At 68.6% G+C, this 21,866-nt stretch carries 21 protein-coding genes; 5 read left to right on the top strand and 16 right to left on the bottom strand.

Features of this window, described 5'->3' with window-relative positions; translation table 11 throughout:
• Positions 1 to 101: 101 nt before the first annotated feature.
• Positions 102 to 1,727 carry an AMP-binding protein gene (locus ACFYO1_RS05830; RefSeq protein ID WP_387227569.1) on the bottom strand — a complete coding sequence of 542 codons (1,626 nt, stop codon included), beginning with the start codon at positions 1,725 to 1,727 and terminating at the stop codon, positions 102 to 104.
• Complete coding sequence (locus ACFYO1_RS05825) at positions 1,727 to 3,349, bottom strand: AMP-binding protein (protein WP_387227566.1); 1,623 nt, start codon at positions 3,347 to 3,349, stop codon at positions 1,727 to 1,729. Before ACFYO1_RS05825 ends, ACFYO1_RS05830 begins: the two co-directional genes overlap by 1 nt.
• A gap of 87 nt (positions 3,350 to 3,436) precedes the next feature.
• On the opposite strand from ACFYO1_RS05825, the gene ACFYO1_RS05820 reads away from it, so the two are divergent.
• Positions 3,437 to 4,288, top strand: a complete 852-nt coding sequence (locus ACFYO1_RS05820) for a LuxR C-terminal-related transcriptional regulator (protein WP_387227563.1) — start codon at positions 3,437 to 3,439, stop codon at positions 4,286 to 4,288.
• Positions 4,289 to 4,308: 20 nt separating this feature from the next.
• Here ACFYO1_RS05820 and trmD read toward each other — a convergent pair whose 3' ends face one another.
• The 4 genes from trmD to rpsP all read right to left on the bottom strand — a co-directional run bounded on the left by trmD (position 4,309) and on the right by rpsP (position 6,293).
• On the bottom strand, positions 4,309 to 4,998 hold the full coding sequence (gene trmD / locus ACFYO1_RS05815) for a tRNA (guanosine(37)-N1)-methyltransferase TrmD (RefSeq protein WP_387227561.1): 690 nt from the start codon (positions 4,996 to 4,998) through the stop codon (positions 4,309 to 4,311).
• 7 nt (positions 4,999 to 5,005) lie between these two features.
• The gene (gene rimM / locus ACFYO1_RS05810; protein WP_387227559.1) at positions 5,006 to 5,530 is read right to left on the bottom strand and encodes a ribosome maturation factor RimM; all 525 of its coding nucleotides are present in this window, start codon (positions 5,528 to 5,530) and stop codon (positions 5,006 to 5,008) included.
• Positions 5,531 to 5,773 (bottom strand): RNA-binding protein, encoded by a 243-nt coding sequence (locus ACFYO1_RS05805; RefSeq protein ID WP_011210690.1) that lies wholly within the window; start codon positions 5,771 to 5,773, stop codon positions 5,531 to 5,533.
• Between the two features lie 82 nt (positions 5,774 to 5,855).
• Positions 5,856 to 6,293: a 30S ribosomal protein S16 gene (rpsP, locus tag ACFYO1_RS05800; RefSeq protein WP_387227557.1), complete on the bottom strand. Its 438-nt coding sequence runs from the start codon at positions 6,291 to 6,293 to the stop codon at positions 5,856 to 5,858.
• A gap of 229 nt (positions 6,294 to 6,522) precedes the next feature.
• Between rpsP and ACFYO1_RS05795 the strand changes: the two genes are divergently transcribed.
• Positions 6,523 to 6,675 (top strand): hypothetical protein, encoded by a 153-nt coding sequence (locus tag ACFYO1_RS05795; RefSeq protein ID WP_387227555.1) that lies wholly within the window; start codon positions 6,523 to 6,525, stop codon positions 6,673 to 6,675.
• Positions 6,676 to 6,702: 27 nt separating this feature from the next.
• On the opposite strand, the gene ACFYO1_RS05790 is transcribed toward ACFYO1_RS05795, so the two are convergent.
• From ACFYO1_RS05790 to ACFYO1_RS05780, 3 genes are all read right to left on the bottom strand, one after another.
• Positions 6,703 to 7,446 (bottom strand): class I SAM-dependent methyltransferase, encoded by a 744-nt coding sequence (locus tag ACFYO1_RS05790; RefSeq protein ID WP_387227553.1) that lies wholly within the window; start codon positions 7,444 to 7,446, stop codon positions 6,703 to 6,705.
• A gap of 61 nt (positions 7,447 to 7,507) precedes the next feature.
• Positions 7,508 to 8,491 (bottom strand): LLM class F420-dependent oxidoreductase, encoded by a 984-nt coding sequence (locus tag ACFYO1_RS05785; protein WP_387227551.1) that lies wholly within the window; start codon positions 8,489 to 8,491, stop codon positions 7,508 to 7,510.
• A 91-nt stretch (positions 8,492 to 8,582) separates the two neighbouring features.
• A complete protein-coding gene (locus ACFYO1_RS05780; protein ID WP_387231700.1) occupies positions 8,583 to 9,677 on the bottom strand; it encodes an amidohydrolase family protein in 1,095 nt (364 codons plus the stop codon).
• A gap of 425 nt (positions 9,678 to 10,102) precedes the next feature.
• Here ACFYO1_RS05780 and ACFYO1_RS05775 point away from each other — a divergent pair, with 425 nt between their 5' ends.
• Positions 10,103 to 10,300, top strand: a complete 198-nt coding sequence (locus tag ACFYO1_RS05775; protein ID WP_387227549.1) for a hypothetical protein — start codon at positions 10,103 to 10,105, stop codon at positions 10,298 to 10,300.
• A 273-nt stretch (positions 10,301 to 10,573) separates the two neighbouring features.
• Here the strand turns inward: ACFYO1_RS05775 and ffh are convergent, their stop codons facing one another.
• The 6 genes from ffh to ftsY form a co-directional block, all read right to left on the bottom strand.
• Entirely contained in the window at positions 10,574 to 12,139 is a 1,566-nt protein-coding gene (gene ffh, locus ACFYO1_RS05770; RefSeq protein ID WP_387227547.1) for a signal recognition particle protein, read from the bottom strand.
• 148 nt (positions 12,140 to 12,287) lie between these two features.
• Positions 12,288 to 12,602: a hypothetical protein gene (locus tag ACFYO1_RS05765; protein WP_246634079.1), complete on the bottom strand. Its 315-nt coding sequence runs from the start codon at positions 12,600 to 12,602 to the stop codon at positions 12,288 to 12,290.
• 118 nt (positions 12,603 to 12,720) lie between these two features.
• Positions 12,721 to 15,195 (bottom strand): [protein-PII] uridylyltransferase, encoded by a 2,475-nt coding sequence (locus ACFYO1_RS05760; protein ID WP_387227545.1) that lies wholly within the window; start codon positions 15,193 to 15,195, stop codon positions 12,721 to 12,723.
• 65 nt (positions 15,196 to 15,260) lie between these two features.
• On the bottom strand, positions 15,261 to 15,599 hold the full coding sequence (locus tag ACFYO1_RS05755) for a P-II family nitrogen regulator (protein ID WP_040737447.1): 339 nt from the start codon (positions 15,597 to 15,599) through the stop codon (positions 15,261 to 15,263).
• Between the two features lie 5 nt (positions 15,600 to 15,604).
• On the bottom strand, positions 15,605 to 16,936 hold the full coding sequence (locus tag ACFYO1_RS05750) for an ammonium transporter (protein WP_387227543.1): 1,332 nt from the start codon (positions 16,934 to 16,936) through the stop codon (positions 15,605 to 15,607).
• Between the two features lie 507 nt (positions 16,937 to 17,443).
• Positions 17,444 to 19,120 carry a signal recognition particle-docking protein FtsY gene (gene ftsY, locus ACFYO1_RS05745; protein WP_387227541.1) on the bottom strand — a complete coding sequence of 559 codons (1,677 nt, stop codon included), beginning with the start codon at positions 19,118 to 19,120 and terminating at the stop codon, positions 17,444 to 17,446.
• A gap of 119 nt (positions 19,121 to 19,239) precedes the next feature.
• Between ftsY and ACFYO1_RS05740 the strand changes: the two genes are divergently transcribed.
• On the top strand, positions 19,240 to 19,629 hold the full coding sequence (locus ACFYO1_RS05740) for a DUF2237 family protein (RefSeq protein WP_040737431.1): 390 nt from the start codon (positions 19,240 to 19,242) through the stop codon (positions 19,627 to 19,629).
• 395 nt (positions 19,630 to 20,024) lie between these two features.
• Here ACFYO1_RS05740 and ACFYO1_RS05735 read toward each other — a convergent pair whose 3' ends face one another.
• Positions 20,025 to 20,834 carry a TetR/AcrR family transcriptional regulator gene (locus ACFYO1_RS05735; RefSeq protein WP_387227539.1) on the bottom strand — a complete coding sequence of 270 codons (810 nt, stop codon included), beginning with the start codon at positions 20,832 to 20,834 and terminating at the stop codon, positions 20,025 to 20,027.
• A gap of 105 nt (positions 20,835 to 20,939) precedes the next feature.
• On the opposite strand from ACFYO1_RS05735, the gene ACFYO1_RS05730 reads away from it, so the two are divergent.
• Positions 20,940 to 21,860: an NmrA family NAD(P)-binding protein gene (locus ACFYO1_RS05730; protein WP_387227536.1), complete on the top strand. Its 921-nt coding sequence runs from the start codon at positions 20,940 to 20,942 to the stop codon at positions 21,858 to 21,860.
• The last annotated feature ends 6 nt before the right edge of the window (positions 21,861 to 21,866 follow it).

Below are 21,866 nucleotides of genomic sequence, written 5' to 3'. Positions count from 1 at the left end.
CTTTCGCGACCAGATAAATCAGATCCCCGACGAACGAACTTGTCTCACCCTATGTGTTACCTCGGAGAGTCACACGACCGTAGTAATCGGGGCACCCGATATCAGGTCTCGTCGACCAGCCCGAGGAGTGCACGGGACAGTTCACGCATTTCGGCTTTGCGGATCTTCCCGGTGACGGTCATCGGAAAATCGTCCACCACGTGCACGTATCGCGGGATCTTGAAGTGCGCGAGCTTCCCCTCACAGAACTCGCGAACAGCGGTGGCGTCCAACGCGGTCGCGCCGTCACGCATCCGTACCCAAACCATCAACTCCTCGCCGTATTTCGGATCCGGCACCCCGATCACCTGGGCGTCCAGGATGTCCGGATGGGTGTAGAGGAACTCCTCGATCTCGCGCGGGTAGACGTTCTCGCCGCCGCGGATCACCATGTCCTTGATCCGGCCGGTGATCGCGAGATAGCCGTCGTTGTCCATGACGCCGATGTCGCCGGTGTGCATCCAGCGGGCGGTGTCGATGGCCTCGGTGGTCTTGGCCGGGTCGTTCCAGTAGCCGAGCATGACCGAGTATCCGCGGGTGCACAGTTCACCCGGCTCGCCGCGCGGCACCGTGAGACCCGTTGCGGGGTCGACGATCTTGACCTCGAGGTGCGGACCGACCCGGCCGACGGTGGCGGTGCGCCGGTCGATGCCGTCGTCGCGACGGGTCTGGGTGGAGACCGGTGAGGTCTCGGTCATGCCGTAGCAGATGCACACCTCGTGCATGCCCATCCGGTCGATCACCCGCTTCATCACCTCGACCGGGCAGGGCGAGCCTGCCATGATCCCGGTGCGCAGGCTGGACAGATCCGGTGCGGCGGAATCCAATTCGGTGAGCAACGCGATGAACATGGTCGGCACGCCGTAGAGCGAGGTACACCGCTCGGACTCGACTGCGGCCAGGGTGGCGACCGGATCGAAGGCCGGGGCCGGAATCACCACCGCCGCACCGTGACTCGTGCTCGCCAGGTTGCCCATGACCATGCCGAAGCAGTGATAGAACGGCACCGGCACGCAGATCCGGTCCTGTTCGGAGTAGCCGCACAGCTCGCCGACGAAGAAGCCGTTGTTCAGGATGTTGTGATGGCTCAGCGTGGCACCCTTCGGGAAACCTGTTGTGCCCGAGGTGTATTGGATGTTGATCGGATCATCGATAGACAGGCCGGCGGCCAGCACGGCCAAGCGATCTACATCGATCTCGGTGCGCGCCAGCGCATCCCAGTCCGGCGTACCGAGCACCAGTACCTGTTCCAGCGCCGGGCAGTTCGGCCGGACCTCCTCGATCATCGCGACATAGTTCGACGTCTTGAACTCCGGCGCCGCGACCAGCATCCGCACGCCCGACTGGCGCAGCACGTATTCCAGCTCGCTGGTCCGGTAGGCCGGGTTGATGTTGACCAGGATCGCGCCGATCTTCGCCGTCGCGTACTGCACGAAGAACCACTCGGCGCAGTTCGGCGCCCAGATGCCGACCCGGTCGCCCTTCCCGACGCCCCGCGCGGCCAGGCCGGTGGCCAGCGCGTCGATCGCGGCACCGAGTTCACGATAGGTCCAGCGCCGATCGGAAGCCTTGTCCACCAGGGCTTCCCGATCGGGGAAGGCGGCCACGGCGCGGTCGAGGTTGCCGCTGATGGTGTCACCCAGCAGCGGGATGTCCGAGACGCCGGACGCGTAGCTCGGGTCCGGCATCACCGATTTCCCTTCTGCCGCAGCATGAACCGCTGCACCTTGCCGCTCGGCGTCTTCGGCAGCTCGGTCACGAAGTGCACCGTGCGCGGGTAGGCGTGCGCGGCGAACTTCTTCTTCACCAGTTCCTGCAATTCGGCCTCCAGCGCGGTGCCAATCCGGGAACCGTCACGCAACACCACGAACGCCTCCAGCACCTCGCCGCGCAGTTCGTCCGGCATGCCGACCACGGCCGCCTCGGCGACCAGATCGTGCAGCACCAGCACGCTCTCCACCTCGAACGGGCCGATCCGGTAGCCGGACATGATGATCACGTCGTCGTCGCGGGCGGAGAAGCGGAAGCAGCCGTTCTCGTCCTGCGAGCCCGCGTCGCCGGTGAGGTACCAGCGGCCGTCGGGGGTGTAGCGCTGGGCGGTGCGCTCGGGAGCGTCGAGGTAACCGAGGAACCACAGCAGCGGACTGTTCTCGGTGTCGATGGCGACCCGGCCGAGTTCACCGATCGGCGCGATCGTGTCCGCGTTGTCGGACAGCACCGCGCAGGTCCAGCCGGGCAGCGCGCGGCCCATCGAGCCGGCCGGGACCTCGGCGTCGAGCGCCTCGTGCCAGGAATTGCAGATCAGCATGCCGTGCTCGGTCTGCCCGTAGTGATCACGCACCGCGACGCCGAAATGTTCCTGCGACCAGGCGACGACCTCGGGGGTCAGCGGTTCACCGGCGGAAGAGGCGCGCCGCAGCGGGTGTTGCAGGGCGGGCGTGTTCGGGTCCGAACGCAGCGCGCGGTAGACCGTCGGGGCGGCGGTGAAGTTGGTGACGCCGAACCGGGTCAGCACCTGCCAGGTGAGCGTCGGCGAGAACGGCGCGTGCAACAGGATGCTGCGCATGCCGCTGCCGAGCGGGGCGATGATCGCCCAGTACAGGCCGTAGGCCCAGCCGGGATCGGCCGCGTTCCAGAAGACGTCGTCGGGGCGCACGTCCAGCGCGAACTCCTGATACGCCTGGAACGCCGCGACCGCGCGCAACGGAATCGGCACGCCCTTCGGGGTGCCGGTGGTGCCGCTGGTGAACAGCTCGACCAGCAACCCGTCGCCGCCGACCGCCACCGGCGGCGGGGTCGGCGTGTGGTCGGCGTGCACATCCACCATGCCCAGCGTGCCCTCGGGCGAATCGCCGCTGACGATGACCTGCCACGGCGCGTCGGCGGGCATGTCGGGGCCGGCCGCCAGCTTCGACGCCTGATCGGCGTCGGCGATCACGATCGACGTGCCGCTCGCTTCCAGCCGGAACGCGATGGCGGGCGGCGCGAACGCGGTGAACAGCGGAACGTGCACCGCGCCGAGCCGCCAGATCCCGAGCAGCGCCACCACCAGGTCGGTGGACTTCGCCATCAGGGTCGCGACCCGGTCGCCCTGCCCGATCCCGAGTTCGGCCAGCCCGGTGGCGAAGCGCGTCGACCGTTCCCGCAGTTCGCCGTAGGTGAGGTCGATCGAGGACAGGTCCCGCTCGACGATCGTGAACGCGACGGCGCCCGCCGGGTGCCGATCGCACAGTAGCTCCGCCGCGGACGCCTCGGGCCGGTCGTACATGTCCAGCAGTTCGCACACCCTGGGTTTCAGGTCGGTACCCATCTCGCCACTCCTCATCGTGATCCCGCTCACCGAATAGGATGTGGGTCACACCGAGTTCGCTACTACCCCCGAAAAGGGGTGAGTCCCATGACCCACACCGCACTGCTGCGTCCGCGCGATGCCGACGCGTTGCGCGCCGAAATCCGCTGGGTGGCGACCGCGGCCGGGGTGCCGGTGACCTTCGGCGGCGAAGTGCACAACGATGCGCTGCTGCTCTCGGAATTCGTCGGCACGCTCACCAACGGGCTACGCGGCCTGTCCGTGCTGCGCACCTCCGGTCTGGGCGGACGCGTGATCGATTCCGGGCGGCCCGCCTCGGTCACCGATTACGTCAATACCTCTTCCATCACCCACCACTACGACGGACCGGTCTCGGGTGAGGGGCTCCGGTCGATCGTGGCGGTGCCGGTGGTCGTGGACAAGCGCTCCCGGGCGGTCCTCTACGCCGCCACCCGCAGCGCGAGTCCGGTCGGTGACCGCACCGCCGATCTGGTCGTGCAGGCCGCGCGCCGGCTCGCCGCGGAGATCAGCATTCGCGACGAGGTGGACCGGCGCCTGCGGTTGCTCGAGGCGACCACCCCGACTCCGGAGGCGGCGCCCGCGGTGTCCGAGGAGTTGCGCGACATCCACGCCGAACTGCGCGGCATGGCTCGTTCCGCAGGGGACGATCTGCTGCGCACGCGCCTGCACACGGTCTGTGAACGGCTCACCCGGGTCATGGTCGGCGATCCGCTTCCCGACGCGCCGCGGCTGTCCCGCCGCGAGTTGGACGTGCTGTCCCAGATCGCCCTCGGGTGTTCCAATCAGGAAGCCGCCCAACGTCTTTCGCTCGGGCCGGAGACCGTCAAGAGTTACCTGCGCAACGCCATGACCAAACTGGACGCGCACTCGCGCCACGAGGCGGTGGTCGCGGCTCGCCGGCACGGGCTACTCCCCTGACCGAAGCCGCACGCCTGTGGTCAGCGGTCCGCGTCGGGAAGCAGGTCGGGGCGGCGGGCGCGGGTGCGGGCCAGGGATTGCTCGCGTCGCCAGGCGGCGACCTTCGCGTGGTCGCCGGAGAGGAGCACCGGGGGGACCTCGAGGTCGCGCCAGGTGACCGGGCGGGTGTAGCTGGGGCCCTCGAGCAGACCGTCGGAGAACGAATCCTCTTGGTGCGATTGCTGATTGCCCAAGACTCCGGGTAGCAGGCGAACCACGGCCTCGGTCATGACGAGGACGGCGGCCTCGCCGCCGATCAGGACGTAGTCGCCGATGCTGACCTCTTCGACGCGAACCCGCCGGGCCGCGTCGTCGAAGACGCGCTGGTCGATGCCCTCATAACGCCCGCAGGCGAACACGAGGTGGTCTTCGGTGGCCCAGCGCTGGGCGGTTTCCTGGGTGAACGGGACGCCGGCGGGCGTGGGGACGACGAGCAGTGCGTCGTCGGGGCAGACCGCGTCGAGCGCATCGCCCCAGATGGTCGGCTTCATGACCATGCCGGGTCCCCCGCCGTACGGCGAGTCGTCGACGGACTTGTGCACATCGTGCGTCCAGTCACGCAGGTCGTGCACGTCGACCGAGATCAGGCCCTTGTCGATGGCCTTGCCCAGCAACGCGGTGCGCAGCGGCTCAAGATATTCCGGAAAGATCGTGACCACATCGAGTTTCACGGCGACCTCATTCCGGATCGAGGAGCCCTTCGGGCGGATCGATGACGATCAGCCGGTCCGCGAGCGAGACGGTGGGCACGATGGCGGTGACGAACGGGATCAGGATCTCCCGGCCGTCGTCGGCGGCTTTCACCGAAAGCAGTTCTCCCGCAGCGGAATGCAGCACTTCGCGCACGGTGCCGACCACGGTTTCGTCGAGCAGCCGGACGGTCAGGCCCTCGAGTTCGTGGTCGTAGTACTCGTCCGGGTCGTCGCCCGGCGGCAGGTCGTCGCTGTCCACCACGAACAGCGTGCCGCGCAGGGCGTCGGCAGCGTCCCGGTCGGCGACGCCGGCGAGAAACACCAGAAGCCGACCCGAATGCTCTCGGGCCGACTCCACGGTGAAGTCGCGGACTTCCTTGGATCGCGCCAGTCGCCCGCGCAGCCTGCTGCCCGGCGCGAACCGGGCCTCCGGCTCATCGGTGCGGATCTCGACGACCAGTTCACCGCGCACGCCGTGCGACTTGGCGACCCGTCCTACGACAAGTTCCATCTACTGGTCGGTGTCGACCACGTCGACCCGGATGCCCCGGCCGCCGATGCCGGCGACGAGGGTGCGCAGTGCGGTCGCGGTACGACCGCCGCGACCGATCACCTTGCCCAGGTCGTCGGGGTGCACGTGCACCTCGACGGTGCGTCCGCGGCGGCCGGTGATCAGCTCGACGCGGACGTCATCGGGATTCGCGACGATGCCGCGAACAAGATGTTCGACAGCATCGGCGACGACGGCGCTCATGACTCCACCTCGCTGGCGCTCGGCTCCGTCATGACCGCCGAGGCGGCTGTGCCAGACGTTCGCTCGCTGCGCTCGCTCATGGCTACTCGGAGGCCTCAGCAGCGGCGGGCGCCTCGGCGGCCTCGTCCTTCTTGGCGGCCTTCTTCTTCGGGGTGACGGCCTCGCCGGTGGGGGCGTTGTCCGCGGCGGCCAGCGCGGCGTTGAACAGGTCCAGCTTGGACGGCTTCTCGGCCTTGACCTTCAGCGTGCCCTCGGCGCCCGGCAGGCCCTTGAACTTCTGCCAGTCACCGGTGATCTCCAGCAGGCGCTGGACCGGCTCGGTCGGCTGCGCGCCGACACCCAGCCAGTACTGAGCGCGCTCGGAATCGATCTCGATGAGCGACGGCTCTTCCTTCGGGTGGTACAGGCCGATGGACTCGATGGCCCGGCCGTCCCGGCGGGTCCGCGCGTCGGCGACGACGATGCGGTACTGGGGGTTGCGGATCTTGCCCAAGCGGGTGAGCTTGATGCGAACAGCCATGCTTGTTTTGCCTCTTTCGTAGTCTGGTCACGGCGCAATTCAGCGACCCGCACGGTCTGCGAGCCCGGTTTAGCGCATGGAGTGTGTGACCGCCGCGCGGTACGTAACCGGAGACGGGCTGACACTTGTCCGGAAGGACGGTTGTTCATTCTGCCAGACGGGCCGCGTTCACCTGAAATCGCCTCGTTCATCCCGTTGCGCACCGGCGTCGCGCGGCTATAAACGAGGCATGGGGATCTTCCGCCGGGATCGGCGCAAGCAGAGTACGACTCGAGCGACCGTGAACGAGGTCGGCTCGGAGATCGCGGGCGAGGTAGTCGCCACGGGGCTGTTCCGAGTGCTGCGCGGGATGGTCCACGCGATCCTGCACGCCTTCGCCTGAGGCGCACGACCTGTCCGAGCAGAACTCCTAGTCGGACGGGACCGCGGCGGTCAGGGCGCGGGTCTTCGTCCACGGCCCGCCCCACCACAGTTGCCAGCCGAACGAGCGCGCCGAGAGGGTCTGGGCGCCGTTGGCGGTGAGGGTGGTCTCGTATTCGCCGGTCCGGCCGATATCGACCAGCACGAGATGACCACCGGGGCGCAGTACGCGCAGCGCCTCCCGCACGGCGGCGGCCCGGCCCGCGGACGCCTTGATGTTGTGGATCGCGAGACTGGAGACGATCACGTCGAATTCGTCGTTGCGGAACGGCAGGGCGGTCATGTCGCCGGTGTGCAATTCGATTCGATCGGCGACGTTTTCGGCGAGGGCGTTGCGCTCGGTGGTGGCCAGGCTGTTGCCCGACTGGTCGACCGAACGCCACAGGTCGATGCCCACCGCGCGGCCTTCCGGCAGCCGCTTCGCCGCGGCGAGCAGCACCGCGCCGCGGCCGCAACCCAGATCGAGCAACCGCTCGTCGCCGCGTAAGCCGAGATCGTCGAGCAGGCCGTCCCACGCGCGGAACTTGCCGCGCCGGGTCGCGTGCAGGAACAGCCCGAACTGCGCGGCTATGACCAGGCCGGCCAGTAAGGTCAGCCAGGCCGGAGTCGTGTTGCCGACCAGCGCGTTTGCCACCGCGGCCAGCAGGAAGCCGAGCGCGAGGACGCCGAGCATGAGCATGATGGGCGGCGCGTCGAAGCCGTAGGACGCGCGCCGCGATGTGGTCGTCGTCACAAGGGCGATTGTATCCAGCGCTGAAGTTTTCGCGCCCCAACAGTTTTCAGGGCTTTGCTGATCATCGGACCAGCGGAGCGAGGGTGCGCCCGGCGAGATCGACCGCGCCCGGCCGATGCCCGTTGGTGACCATGTTGACGATGATGCCCTGCACACCCTGGTCGAGGACCCGGGACTGCAACTGCTCGGCTACCTCATCGGGCGAGCCGACGAACTGGCGATCGGCGATGCTCTGCGCGCGTTCCTCGTCGGACAGCGCGTCGACGTCGACACCGATGCCGCGCAGCAGATCCCGCTGTTCCTTGCGTGCCTGATCGCCGTCCTCGTCGACCATGAGGAAGCACAGGTAGCTGACCTCCAGCGTGGACGGATCGCGGCCGACCTCGGCGCACCGCTGATGCAGGGCCGCCATCTTCTTCGGCAGTTCCGAGGCATTGCAGATGATGTTGAGGTGGTCGGCGAAACGAGCGGCCAGCGCGAACGTCTTCTTCTCCCCCGACCCGCCGAGCAGGATCGGCAGGTCGTCGCGCAGCCGAGGCTCGTTGATCGCGTGGTCGGTGTGATACCACTTGCCGTCGAAGGTGACCGGCTCGCCGCGCAGCATCGGCCGGATGATCCGCAACGCCTCGTCGAGCCGCTCGAAACGATCGGTGAAGGTGCCGAATTCGAAGCCGTAGGACTGGTGCTCGAGCTCGAACCACCCCGCGCCGATCCCCAGCACCGCCCGGCCCGCGCTGACCAGATCGAGCGTGGTGACGGTCTTCGCGGTCAGGGCCGGATTGCGGTAGGTATTGCCGGTCACCAACGCGGACAACTGAATTCGCTCGGTGGACGCGGCGATCCCGGACAGTGTGGTGTACGCCTCCAGCATCGGATCGCCGGGTTCGCCGAGTCCCGGCAGCTGATAGAAGTGATCCATCACGAACACGGTGTCGAACCCCGCCGCCTCGGCCTCCCTGGCCTGCGCGACCACCGTGGGGAACAGCTCGGAAACCGGCTGTCCATAGCTGAAGTTGGGCATCTGATAACCGAGACGAATGCTCATACCGCCCGACGATACGCGCGCCCGCGATCTTCCCGCGCCTAGGCACTCGAGCGCCGCACTCCCTCCAGAGCCCCGTTCCCGCCGCGGGTCTTCAGCGGTGGCCCGTGACCGGTGTGTGATGGGCGTAGAGGCGGCCGCGAAGGACTACGGCGTAGGGGGTGGTCAGGATTTCCGGGTTGGTGCGGGGGTCTTCTTGGTAGACAACGAAATCGGCGGGGGCGCCGGGTTCGATGCCGGGGCGGCCGAGCCAGGTCCGGGCGTTCCAGGAGGCGGCGCCCAGCGCGTCATGGGTGGACAGGCCGGCGCCGCCGAGCGCGGTGATCTCGTCGGCGATGCGGCCGTGGCGGATGGAACCGCCCGCGTCGGTGCCGGCGAAGATCGGCACGCCCGCGTCGTGGGCGTTGGCGACGGTGCTGCGGACGCGGCGGTGCAGGTCGCGCATGTGCGCGGCATAGGTCGGGAATTTGCCTGCGCTGTCGGCGATTTCGGGGAAGGTGTCGATATTGACCAGGGTCGGCACCAGGGCGGTGCCGTGGTCGACCATCATCTCGATGGTGTCGTCGGTGAGGCCGGTGCCGTGTTCGAGGCAGTCGATGCCCGCGTCGATCAGGCCAGGCAGGGCGTCCTCGCCGAAGACGTGCGCGGTGACCCTGGCGCCGTTCGCGTGGGCGGCGTCGATGGCCTCTTTGAGGATGGCGTCGCTCCAGAGCGGGCGCAGGTCGCCGACGGAGCGGTCGATCCAGTCGCCGACGATCTTCACCCAGCCGTCGCCGAAGCGGGCCTGTTCGGCGACGATCTCCGGCAGGTCGCGTTCGTCGTCGAGTTCGATGCCCAGCTCGCGGATGTAGCGGCGGGGGCGGGCGATGTGGCGGCCCGCGCGGATGATGCGCGGCAGTTCCTCGTGGTCGTCGATGAACCGGGTGTCGATGGGCGAACCGGCATCGCGCAGCAGCAGCGCGCCCGCATCCCGCTCGGTCTCCGCCTGCGCGATCGCCCCGTCCCGATCCTCGTCTCCCCCGCCGTACCGGATCCCGACATGGCAGTGCGCATCGACCAGACCCGGCACGATCCACCCTGTGCGACACAGTGTTTCGGCCCCCGGCACCGGCTCGAACGACACCAGCCCATCCCGCACCCACACATCGCGAACATCCTCCCCGGGGAGAACCACACCTCGCAGATGCACAGCAACCTCCTGGACGTCGTCGGCTGCCTCCAACCTAACGCCCCTTCCCTCGACCGTCACGCCTCGCCCGGCAGCCGACCTGCCGCACACGGCCTACCCACCGGGCACGATCAGCCAGCGAATCCGTGCGCAGCCAAACCCGAGAGGCACGGAGCACGGCCAATGGCTCGTCGCGGAAGTACGCGCGTCCACTAGGGCGTGCGAAGCGGAAAGGGACATGCGCGGGACTCGACAGCTGCTGGCCGGTCAGGTTCGAGCAGTACTACGTCGCTATATCGGTGGCACACCCGTATGGCGGCAGGCGGCCTTCGATTGCGGGCCGATTCGCCCGCAGCGCACGTAACAGCCCGCGAATTCGATGGCGGCCGAACAGGAAGTGCGCGGGGTGATCTATGGGCTGCGGATCAGTCGGCTCCATTCCAGAGATGACCACTTTCACGGCCGCGCCGCCGACCGAATCCACCGATCATCGCGGCTGCCGACAGTGCGGTGCGGTCGATCGGCCGGGTACCACCCTCTCGCGGCACCGCACTTCAGAGGGCACGATCGTCTACGCCCGCTGCCCGTGCGGCACCGTGAGCGTCCGGCTGGAACCGATCACTCGCCTCCGCGTCGGGTTCTGACCGCGGCGCACGAATCGACTGCTGCGCAAGTAACTCAGGTGCGGCGATACAGAACGTGGGGCGTACCCGAAGCAGGCGCGGGCAATCCGCGCACTGTAACAGCCTCTAGATCACGCACGACCTGAACCGCCGCGCGTGCAGCTTGCCGCCGCGCACACGTACTCACCGGCTGATTCATGCGGAGCCCAAGGGAACATGCGGGGCGATCACTTCGACTCGCGAACGAAAATCCGCCCCGCACCGGAGATCTCGGTGCGGGGCGGGTGAAAGGCCTTACTTCTTTGGGAACTTCAGTTTCGACAGGTCGAAACCTTCGAGCCCGGGCGGCAATTGGTCCAATCCGGCGGGCATGTTCGAGAGGTCCGGCATCCCGGCCGGCAAACCGGGCATTCCCGCGGGCATGCCGGGCAGGCCGCCGCGCACCTTCGGCGGGGTGGGGCCGCGCCCGCCCTTTTTCCCCTTCTTGCCCTTTTTGTTGTTGCCTCGGCGGGAGCCGGGCATGCCCATCTGCCTGCCCATCATCGCCATCATCTTCTTGGCTTCGAAGAACCGGTCGACGAGCTGGTTGACCTCGGAGACCTGGACCCCGGAGCCGTTGGCGATGCGCAGGCGACGCGAAGCGTTGATGATCTTCGGGTTGTCCCGCTCGGCGGGGGTCATGCCGCGGATGATGGCCTGCACCCGATCCAGCGACTTGTCGTCGACGGCGGCGAGCGCGTCCTTCATCTGGCCGGCGCCGGGCAGCATGCCGAGCAGGTTGCCGATCGGGCCCATCTTGCGGATGGCGAGCATCTGGTCGAGGAAGTCCTCGAGCGTCATCTCGCCGCTGCCGATCTTGCGGGCGGCTTCCTCGGCCTGTTCCTGGTCGTAGATCTGCTCGGCCTGCTCGATCAGGCTGAGCACGTCGCCCATGCCGAGGATGCGGCTGGCCATCCGGTCCGGATGGAAAACGTCGAAGTCCTCGAGCTTCTCACCGGTGGAGGCGAACATGATCGGCGCGCCGGTCACCTCACGAACGGACAGCGCGGCACCACCGCGGGCGTCACCGTCGAGCTTGGTGAGCACGACGCCGGTGAAGCCGACGCCGTCGCGGAAGGCCTGCGCGGTGGCGACCGCGTCCTGGCCGATCATCGCGTCGAGCACGAACAGCGTCTCGTCCGGCTGCACGGCGTCGCGGATGCCCGCGGCCTGGCGCATCAGTTCCTCGTCGATGCCGAGGCGACCGGCGGTGTCGACGATGACCACGTCGTACTGCTTGCCGCGCGCCTCCTCGATGCCGCCGCGGGCGACCTCGACCGGGTCGGCGGCCGAGACGCCGAGCGCGTTCTCGCCGCCGCCGATGGAGGTGCCCGCGTGCGGCGCGAACACGGGCACGCCCGCACGCTCGCCGACCACCTGAAGCTGGGTGACCGCGCCGGGCCGCTGGAGGTCACAGGCCACCAGCAACGGCTGATGTCCCTGTCCCTTCAGCCATTTGGCGAGCTTGCCCGCGAGGGTCGTCTTACCGGCGCCTTGCAGACCGGCGAGCATGACCACGGTCGGCGGGTTCTTGGCCAGGGTCAGCCTGCGGGTCTCGCCGCCGAGGATGCCGATGAGTTCCTCGTTGACGATCTTGACGACCTGCTGCGCCGGATTCAGCGCCGCGGAGACCTCGGCGCCCTTGGCGCGCTCCTTGATTCGAGCGATGAAACCGCGCACCACGGGCAGCGCGACGTCGGCTTCGAGCAGCGCCAGCCGGATCTCCCGGCAGGTGGCGTCGATGTCGGCCGGTGACAGACGCCCCTTACCGCGCAGATCCTTGAGGGCACCGGTAAGCCGGTCGGACAGGGATTCGAACACCGATCGCGCTCCTGATCTCGGGGGACGTCAATTGCCTCCCAGGGTAATGGGATAGCCGACCTGTCCGCGCATGGGGATGAACGCGCGGGAAAGCGACCGGGCCATTTCGCTTCCCGGTCGCCGGATTTCCCGCGCTGTACAGCAGATCTTATTCGAGCGAACGACGCCGCGGTTTGGCCGTCTTGCGATAGTCGTGATTCTCCTTGGCCACCATGTAGACCGCCTCGCGGGCGGTCAATCCCAGCTCGAGCGCCAGGTCGTCGAGGATGGCCCATTCCGTGGTGGTGGGGATTCGCGAGCTGGCGACCGTGGAGGCGATGGTCATGGCGGTCACAGCCTGTTGTCCGGTCAATGTCCGACCCGGTAGCCAGGAAACGACCCAGCGATCCCCGCCGACGCACCGCGCCATGTGCGTGGTCTCGTCGCTCGTCATCATCGACGCCGAAACAACTTCAATTGCCACCGACGTGCTCCCCTCATGCTAGCGATAGCCAGACGCTCTGATACTAGAACGTGAGGGACCCTCGAGATATGGGTTCCAGCAAATCATGTGCAACGGATTGGTTACTGGGCAGCGAAGGTCAGGAGCCGATGATCTCCGGTCCGGGCATGCCCGCTTCCGGCTTCTTCGGCGCCGGGCGCGGGACGACGGCCAGGATCGCCTTTTCGATCTCGGCCCGGCGGTCCGGGCTGTCCGCGGAACCGAGGTCGAGACAGAAGGTGTCGACGACGGCCGAGCCCATGGTCACCACCTTGGCCCAGCGAACGTCGGCCCCGCAGTCCTCCAGGGCGGCGGCGAGCCGGCTGAGCACCCCGATCCGATCCTCGGCGCGCAGTTCGAGCAGCACCTGCCCCGGAACCGAGGTCCCGGACCAGAGCACCCGCGGCTGCGCCTGTGCGAACTGGCTGGGCCCGATGCCGCCCGCGTCCCGTTCGCGCTTCGCGAGCACGGCAGGAACGTCCAGGTCACCGGCGATCGCGCGGATCAGTTCCTGGCGCAACAGCCCGGCATCCGGCGGGTCACCGAACTTCGGCGACACCACGAAAGTGTCGATGGCGGAATCGCCTTCGACGCCGAGCGAGGCGGAGAGCACCCGCAGCGAGTGCAGCGCGAGCACTCCGGCGGCGTCGGAGAGCAGGCCCGCGGCGTCGGGCGCGATCACGGTGACCGCGTAGGTGTACTTGCCCTCCCCCGGCTTCAATTCGACGTGCACGCCGCCCGCCTTGGCCTTGGCGACGAGTTCCGGCGCGATCGGTTCCGGCGTCGGCAACTCACCCCCGGCCATGACCAGGCGGCAGCGCCGGACGAGATCGCCGATCAGCGAGGCCTTCCAGTCGCCCCACACGCCGGGGCCGGTGGCGAGCGAGTCCGCCTCGGCCAGGGTGTGCAGCAGTTCCAGGAGCTCCGGGTCGCCGCCGAGCGTGTCGACGACGTGCTGGACCGTGGCGGGATCGGCCAGGTCGCGCCGGGTCGCGGTGTCCGGGAGCAGCAGATGATGCCGGACGATGGCGCTGAGCGTGCGCACGTCCGAGGGCCACAGGCCGAGCCGGCGGCCGATATGGGTGGCCAGCTCGGCGCCGACCACACTGTGGTCGCCGGCCCGGCCCTTGCCGATGTCGTGCAGCAGCGCACCGAGTGCGAGCAGGTCCGGCCGGGCCACCCGGGTGCTCATCGCGCTGGCGTAGGACACCGTCTCCATCAGATGGCGATCGACGGTCCAGGTGTGCAGGGCGTCCCGCGGCGGCAGGTCGCGCACGGCGCCCCATTCCGGAAGCAGCCTGCCCCACAGGCCCGTTCGGTCCAGCGCCTCGATCGCGTCGATGGCGCCGCGGCCCGCGCCGAGCAGCACCAGCAGGTCGTTCAGCGCGTCCTTGGGCCAGGGTTCGCGCAGTTCGGGCGCGTCCTCGGAAAGCCGGTTCAACGTGGTGGCCGACATCGGCAGCCCGGTCTGTGCCGACGCGGCCGCCACCCGGAGGATGAGGCCGGGGTCGCGCTGCGGCCGCGCGTCCCTGGCCAGCACCACCTCCCCCGCGTGCTCGACCACCCCCTCATCGAGTGGTCGGCGCACCGGCATGCGACGCAGCCGGGCCAGCCCGCGCCGCGGCAAAGCGTTTGCCGCGGTACGCAATCCGACATCGACCGAGTAGCTCACCGTCCGCGCGGAATCGCTCAGCGTGCGCGCGAGATCGAAGCGGTCACCGACCCGCAGCGCCGCGCCGATCTCGTCGGCATCCTGAGCGCGCAGCTGGTCACGGGCTCGGCCCGCGACCCGGTGCAGTTCGGTGCGAACATCCAGCAAACGCCGGTGTGCTTGCTTCAGGCCGCCGCCGGGCACCTCCGGACCGAGTCCCGGCATGGCATCGGTCAATTGGGCGATGGCCAGCGCGTCGAGCAACTGGATGTCACGCAGGCCGCCGCGCCCGTTCTTCAGATCGGGTTCGGCGCGATGGGCGATCTCGCCGCTGCGCTGCCAGCGCGCCTCGGCCTGGGCGATCAGCTCGTCGAACCGGGACCGGATCCCGGTCCGCCACTCCCGGCGCACCCCGCCGATCAGCAGGTTGCTCAGATCCTGATCGCCGACGATGTGCCTGGCCTCGAGCATGCCGAGCGCGGCGATCAGGTCGTCGGAGGCCACCCGCAGCGCCTGCGGGACGGTGCGCACGCTGTGATCGAGCTTGATGTGGGCGTCCCACAGCGGGTACCAGAGCTGGTCGGCGACCTCGGCGACCCTGGCCGGGTCGACGTCGTCGTGCAGTAGCACCAGATCCAGGTCGGAGTACGGGAGCATTTCCCTGCGCCCGAGTCCGCCGACCGCGACCACGGCGAGGCCGCTGTCCCTGGTGATGCCCAGTTCGGTGCCCTTGCTGGTGAGCCACAGCTCATAGAGATCGACCAGGGCCTGTCTCAAGGATTCGGCGTCGAGCCGTGGGTTGCGCGGCATGCCGCCGTCGAGCAATTGCGTTCGAGCGCGAACCAGATCGGCCGCCCCGTTGGATACCTTGCCGTTGCCGTCGCCGTGCTCGCTGCTGCTGCCCACAACCCACCACCCATCCATACGCTGCGGCCCCGCCCCGACCGGTGCTCCGGTAGGAGGCGGGGCCGCCGCTCGATCGATATTCGTTACAGAGCGTCGGTACCGCGTTCGCCGGTCCGCACCCGGATGATCGTGTCGACCGGAGTCACCCAGACCTTGCCGTCACCGATCTTGCCGGTGCGGGAGGCCTCGACGATCACCTCGACGACCTTGTCCACGGACGCGTCGTCGACGACCACCTCGACCCGAACCTTGGGCACGAAATCCACGGAGTACTCCGCACCGCGGTAGACCTCGGTGTGGCCCTTCTGCCGGCCGTAGCCCTGCACCTCGCTGACAGTCATGCCGAGCACGCCCGCCTGCTCGAGCCCGGTCTTGACGTCCTCGAGTGTGAACGGTTTGACGATTGCGGTGATCAGTTTCATGTTCGTCATGCCTCCTTGACGGCCGAACGTGCCGTGCTGCCCAGCGCGGCGAAATCGTAGGCGGTTTCCGCGTGCTCGGACTCGTCCAAGCCCACTGCCTCGGCTTCGTCGCTGACTCGCAGCCCAATGGTGAACTTCACGATATAGGCAATGATCAGGCTGGCGATGAAGGAGAAGGCAAGTACCGCACCGGCACCCACCGCCTGCCGCCACAGCTGATCGATGCCGCCGCCGTAGAGCAGGCCGGTCTTGCCCGCGCCCGCCTCCGGCGTGGCGACCAGGCCGACCATCAGGGTGCCGACGATGCCGCCGACCAGGTGCACGCCGACCACGTCGAGCGAGTCGTCGAAGCCGAACTTGAACTTCAGGCCCACCGCGAGGGCGCACAGCACGCCGGCGACCACGCCGATGACCAGCGCGCCGAGCACGTTGACCGAGGAGCAGGACGGGGTGATCGCGACCAGACCGGCCACCACACCCGAGGCCGCGCCGAGCGAGGTCGGCTTGCCGTCGCGGAACTTCTCCACCAGCAGCCAGCCGAGCATGCCGGCACAGGTCGCGAAGGTGGTGGTGAGGAAGGTCGAACCGGCCAGGCCGCCCGAGGTCACTGCGGAACCCGCGTTGAAGCCGAACCAGCCGAACCAGAGCAGACCGGCGCCGAGCATGACGAAGGGCAGGTTGTGCGGGCGGAACGCGGTGGTCGGCCAGCCCTTGCGCTTACCGAGCACCAGCACCAGCGCGAGGCCGGCCGCACCGGCATTGATGTGCACCGCGGTGCCACCGGCGAAGTCGACCGCGAGCAGCTTGTTCGCGATCCAGCCGCCCTCGTGCACGACCGTGCCGTCCGCGTCCTTCACATCGAAGTCGAAGACCCAGTGCGCGACCGGGAAGTAGACCACCGTGGCCCAGATGCCCGCGAAGAGCAGCCAGGAGCCGAACTTGAGGCGGTCGGCGACCGCACCCGAGATGAGGGCAACCGTGATGATGGCGAACATCAGCTGGAAGGCGACGAACACGCTCATCGGAATGGTGCCCGCGAGCGGAATGTTCACCGCCGCCGTGGTGACCGCGCCGCTGGCGTCCTTGGCCTCGGCAACCGAGTTGCCGCCGATCAGACCCTTCAGTCCGAAGAACTGCGCGGGGTCACCGATCACGCCGAACTTGTTGTCGCCGAATGCCGTCGAGTATCCGTACAGCGACCATAGGACGCCGATCAGTCCCATGGCGCTGACACTCATCATGATCATGTTCAGCACGTTCTTCGAACGGACCATGCCGCCGTAGAAGAATGCCAGGCCGGGCGTCATCAACAACACAAGCGCTGAACTCGCCAGCATCCATGCGGTGTCACCAGTGTCCGGTGCACCGGTAAGGGGAAAAGCCACCTTGAAGTCCTCCTCATCTCGGGCCCTGCCGACTCCGGCAAATGGACCTGCACAGAAGGGTCCTCACTCGGTGTTTCATCCACAGAGCTGACGTGTTTCACCTGCGTGAACGGATAGGCCAGTTGTGTTGCTTCCACGTTTCGTGGTTTACACCGCGACTTTTCGAGTTGATCGAAGGCTAGCTCCGGACAAAAGGGATATGCGGTTACCGGCCGGTAGAGCTAGCAAACATTCCGTTTGCGGTCCCTTTCACCGCAAACACAACGGATGTCGCATCGAATTCCGGGGCGGGCCGGCCCGAGTCTGCAATTCATCCCATCGAATACACATATCGAATCGACCGAAGGGCACTCCACCGCTGCCACCGGCCGAAGGCCACCTTCATTCCGGACGTATCGCCAGGATGAACCGACCGAAGGCACTGCCGGGCAGGATGCGGGGCGCCTTCGGTCCGGGGGGTTAGCCGAGCAGTGCGTCTACGAAGGCGCCCGGCTCGAACGGCGCGAGGTCGTCGGCGCCCTCGCCGAGGCCGACCAGCTTCACCGGGACGCCCAGCTCATGCTGCACCTGGAAGACGATGCCGCCCTTGGCGGTTCCGTCGAGCTTGGTGAGCACCACGCCGGTGATGTCGACCACCTCGGCGAACACGCGCGCCTGGGTCAGGCCGTTCTGGCCGACCGTGGCGTCGAGCACCAGCAGCACCTCGTCGACGGCGGCCTTCTTCTCCACCACGCGCTTGACCTTGCCCAGCTCGTCCATCAGGCCGGTCTTGGTGTGCAGGCGGCCCGCGGTGTCGATCATCACCACGTCGACGCCGCGCTCGATGCCCGCGCTCACCGCGTCGAAGGCGACGGCGGCGGGGTCGGCGGCCTCCTTGCCGCGGACGGTGTCGGCGCCGACCCGCTCGCCCCAGGTCTGCAACTGGTCGGCGGCGGCGGCACGGAAGGTGTCGGCCGCGCCGAGCAGCACCCGGCGGCCGTCGGCGACGAGCACGCGGGCGAGTTTGCCGGTGGTGGTGGTCTTTCCGGTGCCGTTGACGCCGACGACGAGCAGGATCGACGGATGGTCGGCGTGCGGCAGGGCGCGGATCGAGCGGTCGAGTTCCGGGCGCAGCGCCTCGATCAGCACGTCGCGCAGGACGGCGCGGGCCTCGCCGGTGGTGCGGACGCTGCGCGAGGCCATTTCCTGCCGCAGCCGGGCCACGACGGCGGCGGTGCTGGCGGTGCCGAGGTCGGCGAGCACCAGGGTGTCCTCCACCTCTTCCCACGACTCGTCGTCGAGGTCGCCGCCGCCGAGCAGGCCGAGCAGGCTCTTGCCGACCGCGTTCTGCGAACGGGACAGGCGGCCGCGCAGGCGGACGAGGCGGCCGGCGGTGGGGTCGATCTCCTCGAGCGGGACCGGGGTTTCGGCGCCGGCGGCGGTGTCGGGGGCTCCGGTCGGCGCGAGGTCCGTTCCGCTCAGCGAGGGTGACGTTGCGGCCGGGGGCGCTCCGGTCGGGGATGTGCCCGTCGCGGGTGGTGTCTTACCCGTCGTGGACGGAGTCATCCCCGTCGCGGACGGAGAAGTGCCCGTCTCGGGTGGAGTCGTGCCCGTCGCGGGCGGAGTCGTCCCCGGCTCGGCCGTGGCCGGATCGGTGGGGGCCGTGGCTGGATCGGCAGGCGCGGACGTCGCAGCGGCCGCGGTGTCGGCTTCAGCCGGTGCAGAACCGGATTCGTCAGCGTCCGGAGTCGTGCCCGTCGTTACCGGCTCTGCGGTGCCCGCAGCGGCGGCCACGTCCGTGGCGGTCGCACCGGACTCGGTGTCCGGCGCCTCGACGACGTCGGTGTCGGGCAGCGCGACATTCGTGATGCCGCGCTTCGGCGCGTCCCGGGGGACGGCCGCGTCGTCGCCGATGTGCGGCTGCCCGTCGGTGTCGGTGCGCTCGATCGGCTGCGGTTCCTTGGTCGCGGTCCCGCCCCGGCTGAAGCTGAATCCGCCCGACGCCGAGTACCCACCGGACTTGTCGGTCAGCTCTTTGTCGGCGGGCGGCGGCGTCAGCGATACCCGGGAGCGCTTGTACCGGACAAATCCGACAACAAGCACCACCAGCAGTAAGGCGGCGGCGACGGCGATCAGGATCCAGGCTGCGGAACTCACGCGCCCATCCTTGCAGAACCGAGCGGCCCGCTTTACCACGCCGCCCCGGGGCCGAGACACAACCCCCGAGATTTCTTGTCCTGCGGAACTTCTCGCGAGGTGGCAATAGTATCGGCGACGTGACCGATCGAAACGTGCTTGGGGGGCCGCTGGAAGAGTGCGGCACCGATCCTCTCACCGGCTTCTACCGGGACGGCTGCTGCAGCACCGGGCCGGAGGATCTCGGTAGCCACACCGTGTGCACCGTCGTCACGGCCGAATTCCTGGAACACCAGGCGTCCATCGGCAACGATCTGAGTACGCCGCGCCCGGAGAACAACTTCCCGGGCCTACAACCAGGTGACCGGTGGTGCGTGGTGGCCGTGCGCTGGCTGCATGCGCATGAGGACGGTGTCGCCGCACCCGTGGTGCTGGCCGCAACGCACGAAAACGCCCTGGAAGTGATCTCGATGGACATCCTGCGCAAATACGCCGTGGACGTGCCCAACGACGTGAGTGACCTGCTGTAAATCCGCCCGTCGCCCGGCGGCAGCCCGCGCACGCGCCGCGGCTGCCGGCCGGACCCGTCCCCGGCTTCGTCCGGTTCAGTCCCACGGCGCTTTTGCGCCATTCGATCTCGCCCTCGCACAATGCGATTCAGATCACTCCCCGGCCGCCGGGGTTATCGTCGGAGTGAAGGCCGGTGCAGCGGAGTAGCGGGATTGTTCGCCGACCTCCCAGCCGCGGAACACCGGCTGAGGATTGGCCTCCGCCAGCTTGTGTCAGTCGAATCCGTCCCACACCGTCGCGAACGGTGCCGACTTCTGCAACCAAGGCCGGGCCTCGACCCAGTCGCCGATCGCCGGATACCGATGAATTCAGTCCCGTACCGCCTCGCGCGACTGCGCCCCCGGGTCTCCGTTGATCACGATCGCTGGGCGGCTACCCGTTGGCGGTGTGCCTTCTGCCGGCAAGCCGGCGAGCAGTAGCGAGCGCGACGGCCGGTTCCGGTGTGCTGAACCATCGCGTCGCACACGGGGCAGCGCCGCGCGCTGGATTCGTTACGATTCGGCGATTCGTTACGCGATACGGCGTCGACGGCACGATTCGTTACGCCCGGTGTGGCGCGCATAGCGTCGAGGACGATCGCGGCCGTGCGATCGATCCGCCCTTTGGACTGCTGAAGCCGTTGGATCGCAACGCATCCGGTGAATATCGCCAGCACATCGGCCACTTCGATATCCGCGCGCACCGTGCCCTGCCGCTGTGCGGCGAGCAGTAGCCCACCCAGGGCCTTGTGGAAACGCGCACCCGCGCTCATCAGCAGGGCGCGCGGCCAGCCGTCGTCGGATTGCATCAATTCGCACAACGCCTCGTTGCCCGGCGTCGACGCCACCACCTCGGTGCAGAAGTCGAAGAACGCGGCACCGGGATCCGGGGCGTCGAGATGGTCGGCCGCCAGCTTGGCCAGCCGATCGACGCGCTGCTGCATAACCGCTTCCAGCAGATCGAATTTCGTCGGGAAGTGCCGGTAGACGGTGCCCGCGCCGACTCCGGCCCGGCGCGCCACCTCGGCCAGCGACACCGACGGCCCGTGCTCGGCGAACGCCCGCTGAGCGGCGGCCAGCACCAGCGCGCGATTGCGCCGGGCATCGGCCCTGGCCGTCGGAAGCGTGCGCGGGCCACGAGCGCGCGCGGTCACGGTGTCCGCAGCGACGTCGGCTGGTGCGGTCATTTCGTTACGCCCTTCTCGCAGCTGACCTGGTGAACCGGGTCAGTGCACCCATATGGTCCGAAATACGGGTTGCTCGACCCGATTCTATCGACAGAGAAGGCACGCATGTCCCCTCAGCACAACCTCGTTCTCGTCACCGGCGCGACCGGCCAGCAGGGCGGCGCGACCGCTCGCAGGCTGCTGGCCGACGGCCGGGCGGTGCGGGCGCTGGTCCGTGATCCATCCGCACCCGCTGCCCGGGCCTTGGCCGCGGCGGGCGCGGAACTAGCGGTCGGTGACTTCGACGCCCCCGGCACCCTGCCCGCCGCACTCGCCGGTGCCACAGCGCTTTTCGCGGTGCCGCCGGCCGCGCACGGCCCGCAGGGGTGGGACGTCGACCTCGAAGCGCGGCGCGGCATCGCGCTCGTCGACGCGGCTCGCGCGGCCGGCGTCGAGCAGATCGTGTTCACCGGCATCGCCTCGTTCCACGGCGACGACCACACCTGGGGCGCCGGCGGCAAGCACCGCATCGAAGCGGCGGTTGCGGCCAGCGGCACCCGCTACACCCTGCTGCGCCCGGTCCGGTTCATGGAGAACTACCTGATGCGCGGCCTCCCGGTCGACGGCATCGTGGACGGCGTGCACCGGCACCTGTTCCCGGCCGACCGGCCGATGAAGGTCATCGCGCTGGCCGACATCGCCGACATCGCGGCTCTCGCCTTCGCCGACCCGGATCGCTGGCACGGCAAGACCCTCGAACTCGCGGGCGACGCACCCACGCCACCGGCCGCCGCCGAGGCGATCAGCCGGGCCACCGGCCATCCGATCCGCTATCAGGAACTGGACGAGACGGCCGCCGCCGAACTCGGCGACGCGATCGCCCAGGCTTGGCGGCTGATGCGCACAACCGGCGGCTGGCGCGCCGACATCGCCGCCGTCCGCGAAATCCACCCGGGACTGCGCACTTTCGACGCCTGGCTGGCCGAAACCGGTGCCGCGCAAATCAAGTCGCTAATGGACAGCGACTCGGTTGCCAATGCGCGCTAACCCGCA

Origin of the sequence: Nocardia sp. NPDC006044 (assembly GCF_042871115.1) — a bacterium.
Taxonomy (GTDB): domain Bacteria; phylum Actinomycetota; class Actinomycetes; order Mycobacteriales; family Mycobacteriaceae; genus Nocardia.
The sequence above is the reverse complement of the archived record's forward strand: the minus strand, read 5'-3'. Positions and strand labels throughout refer to the sequence as shown.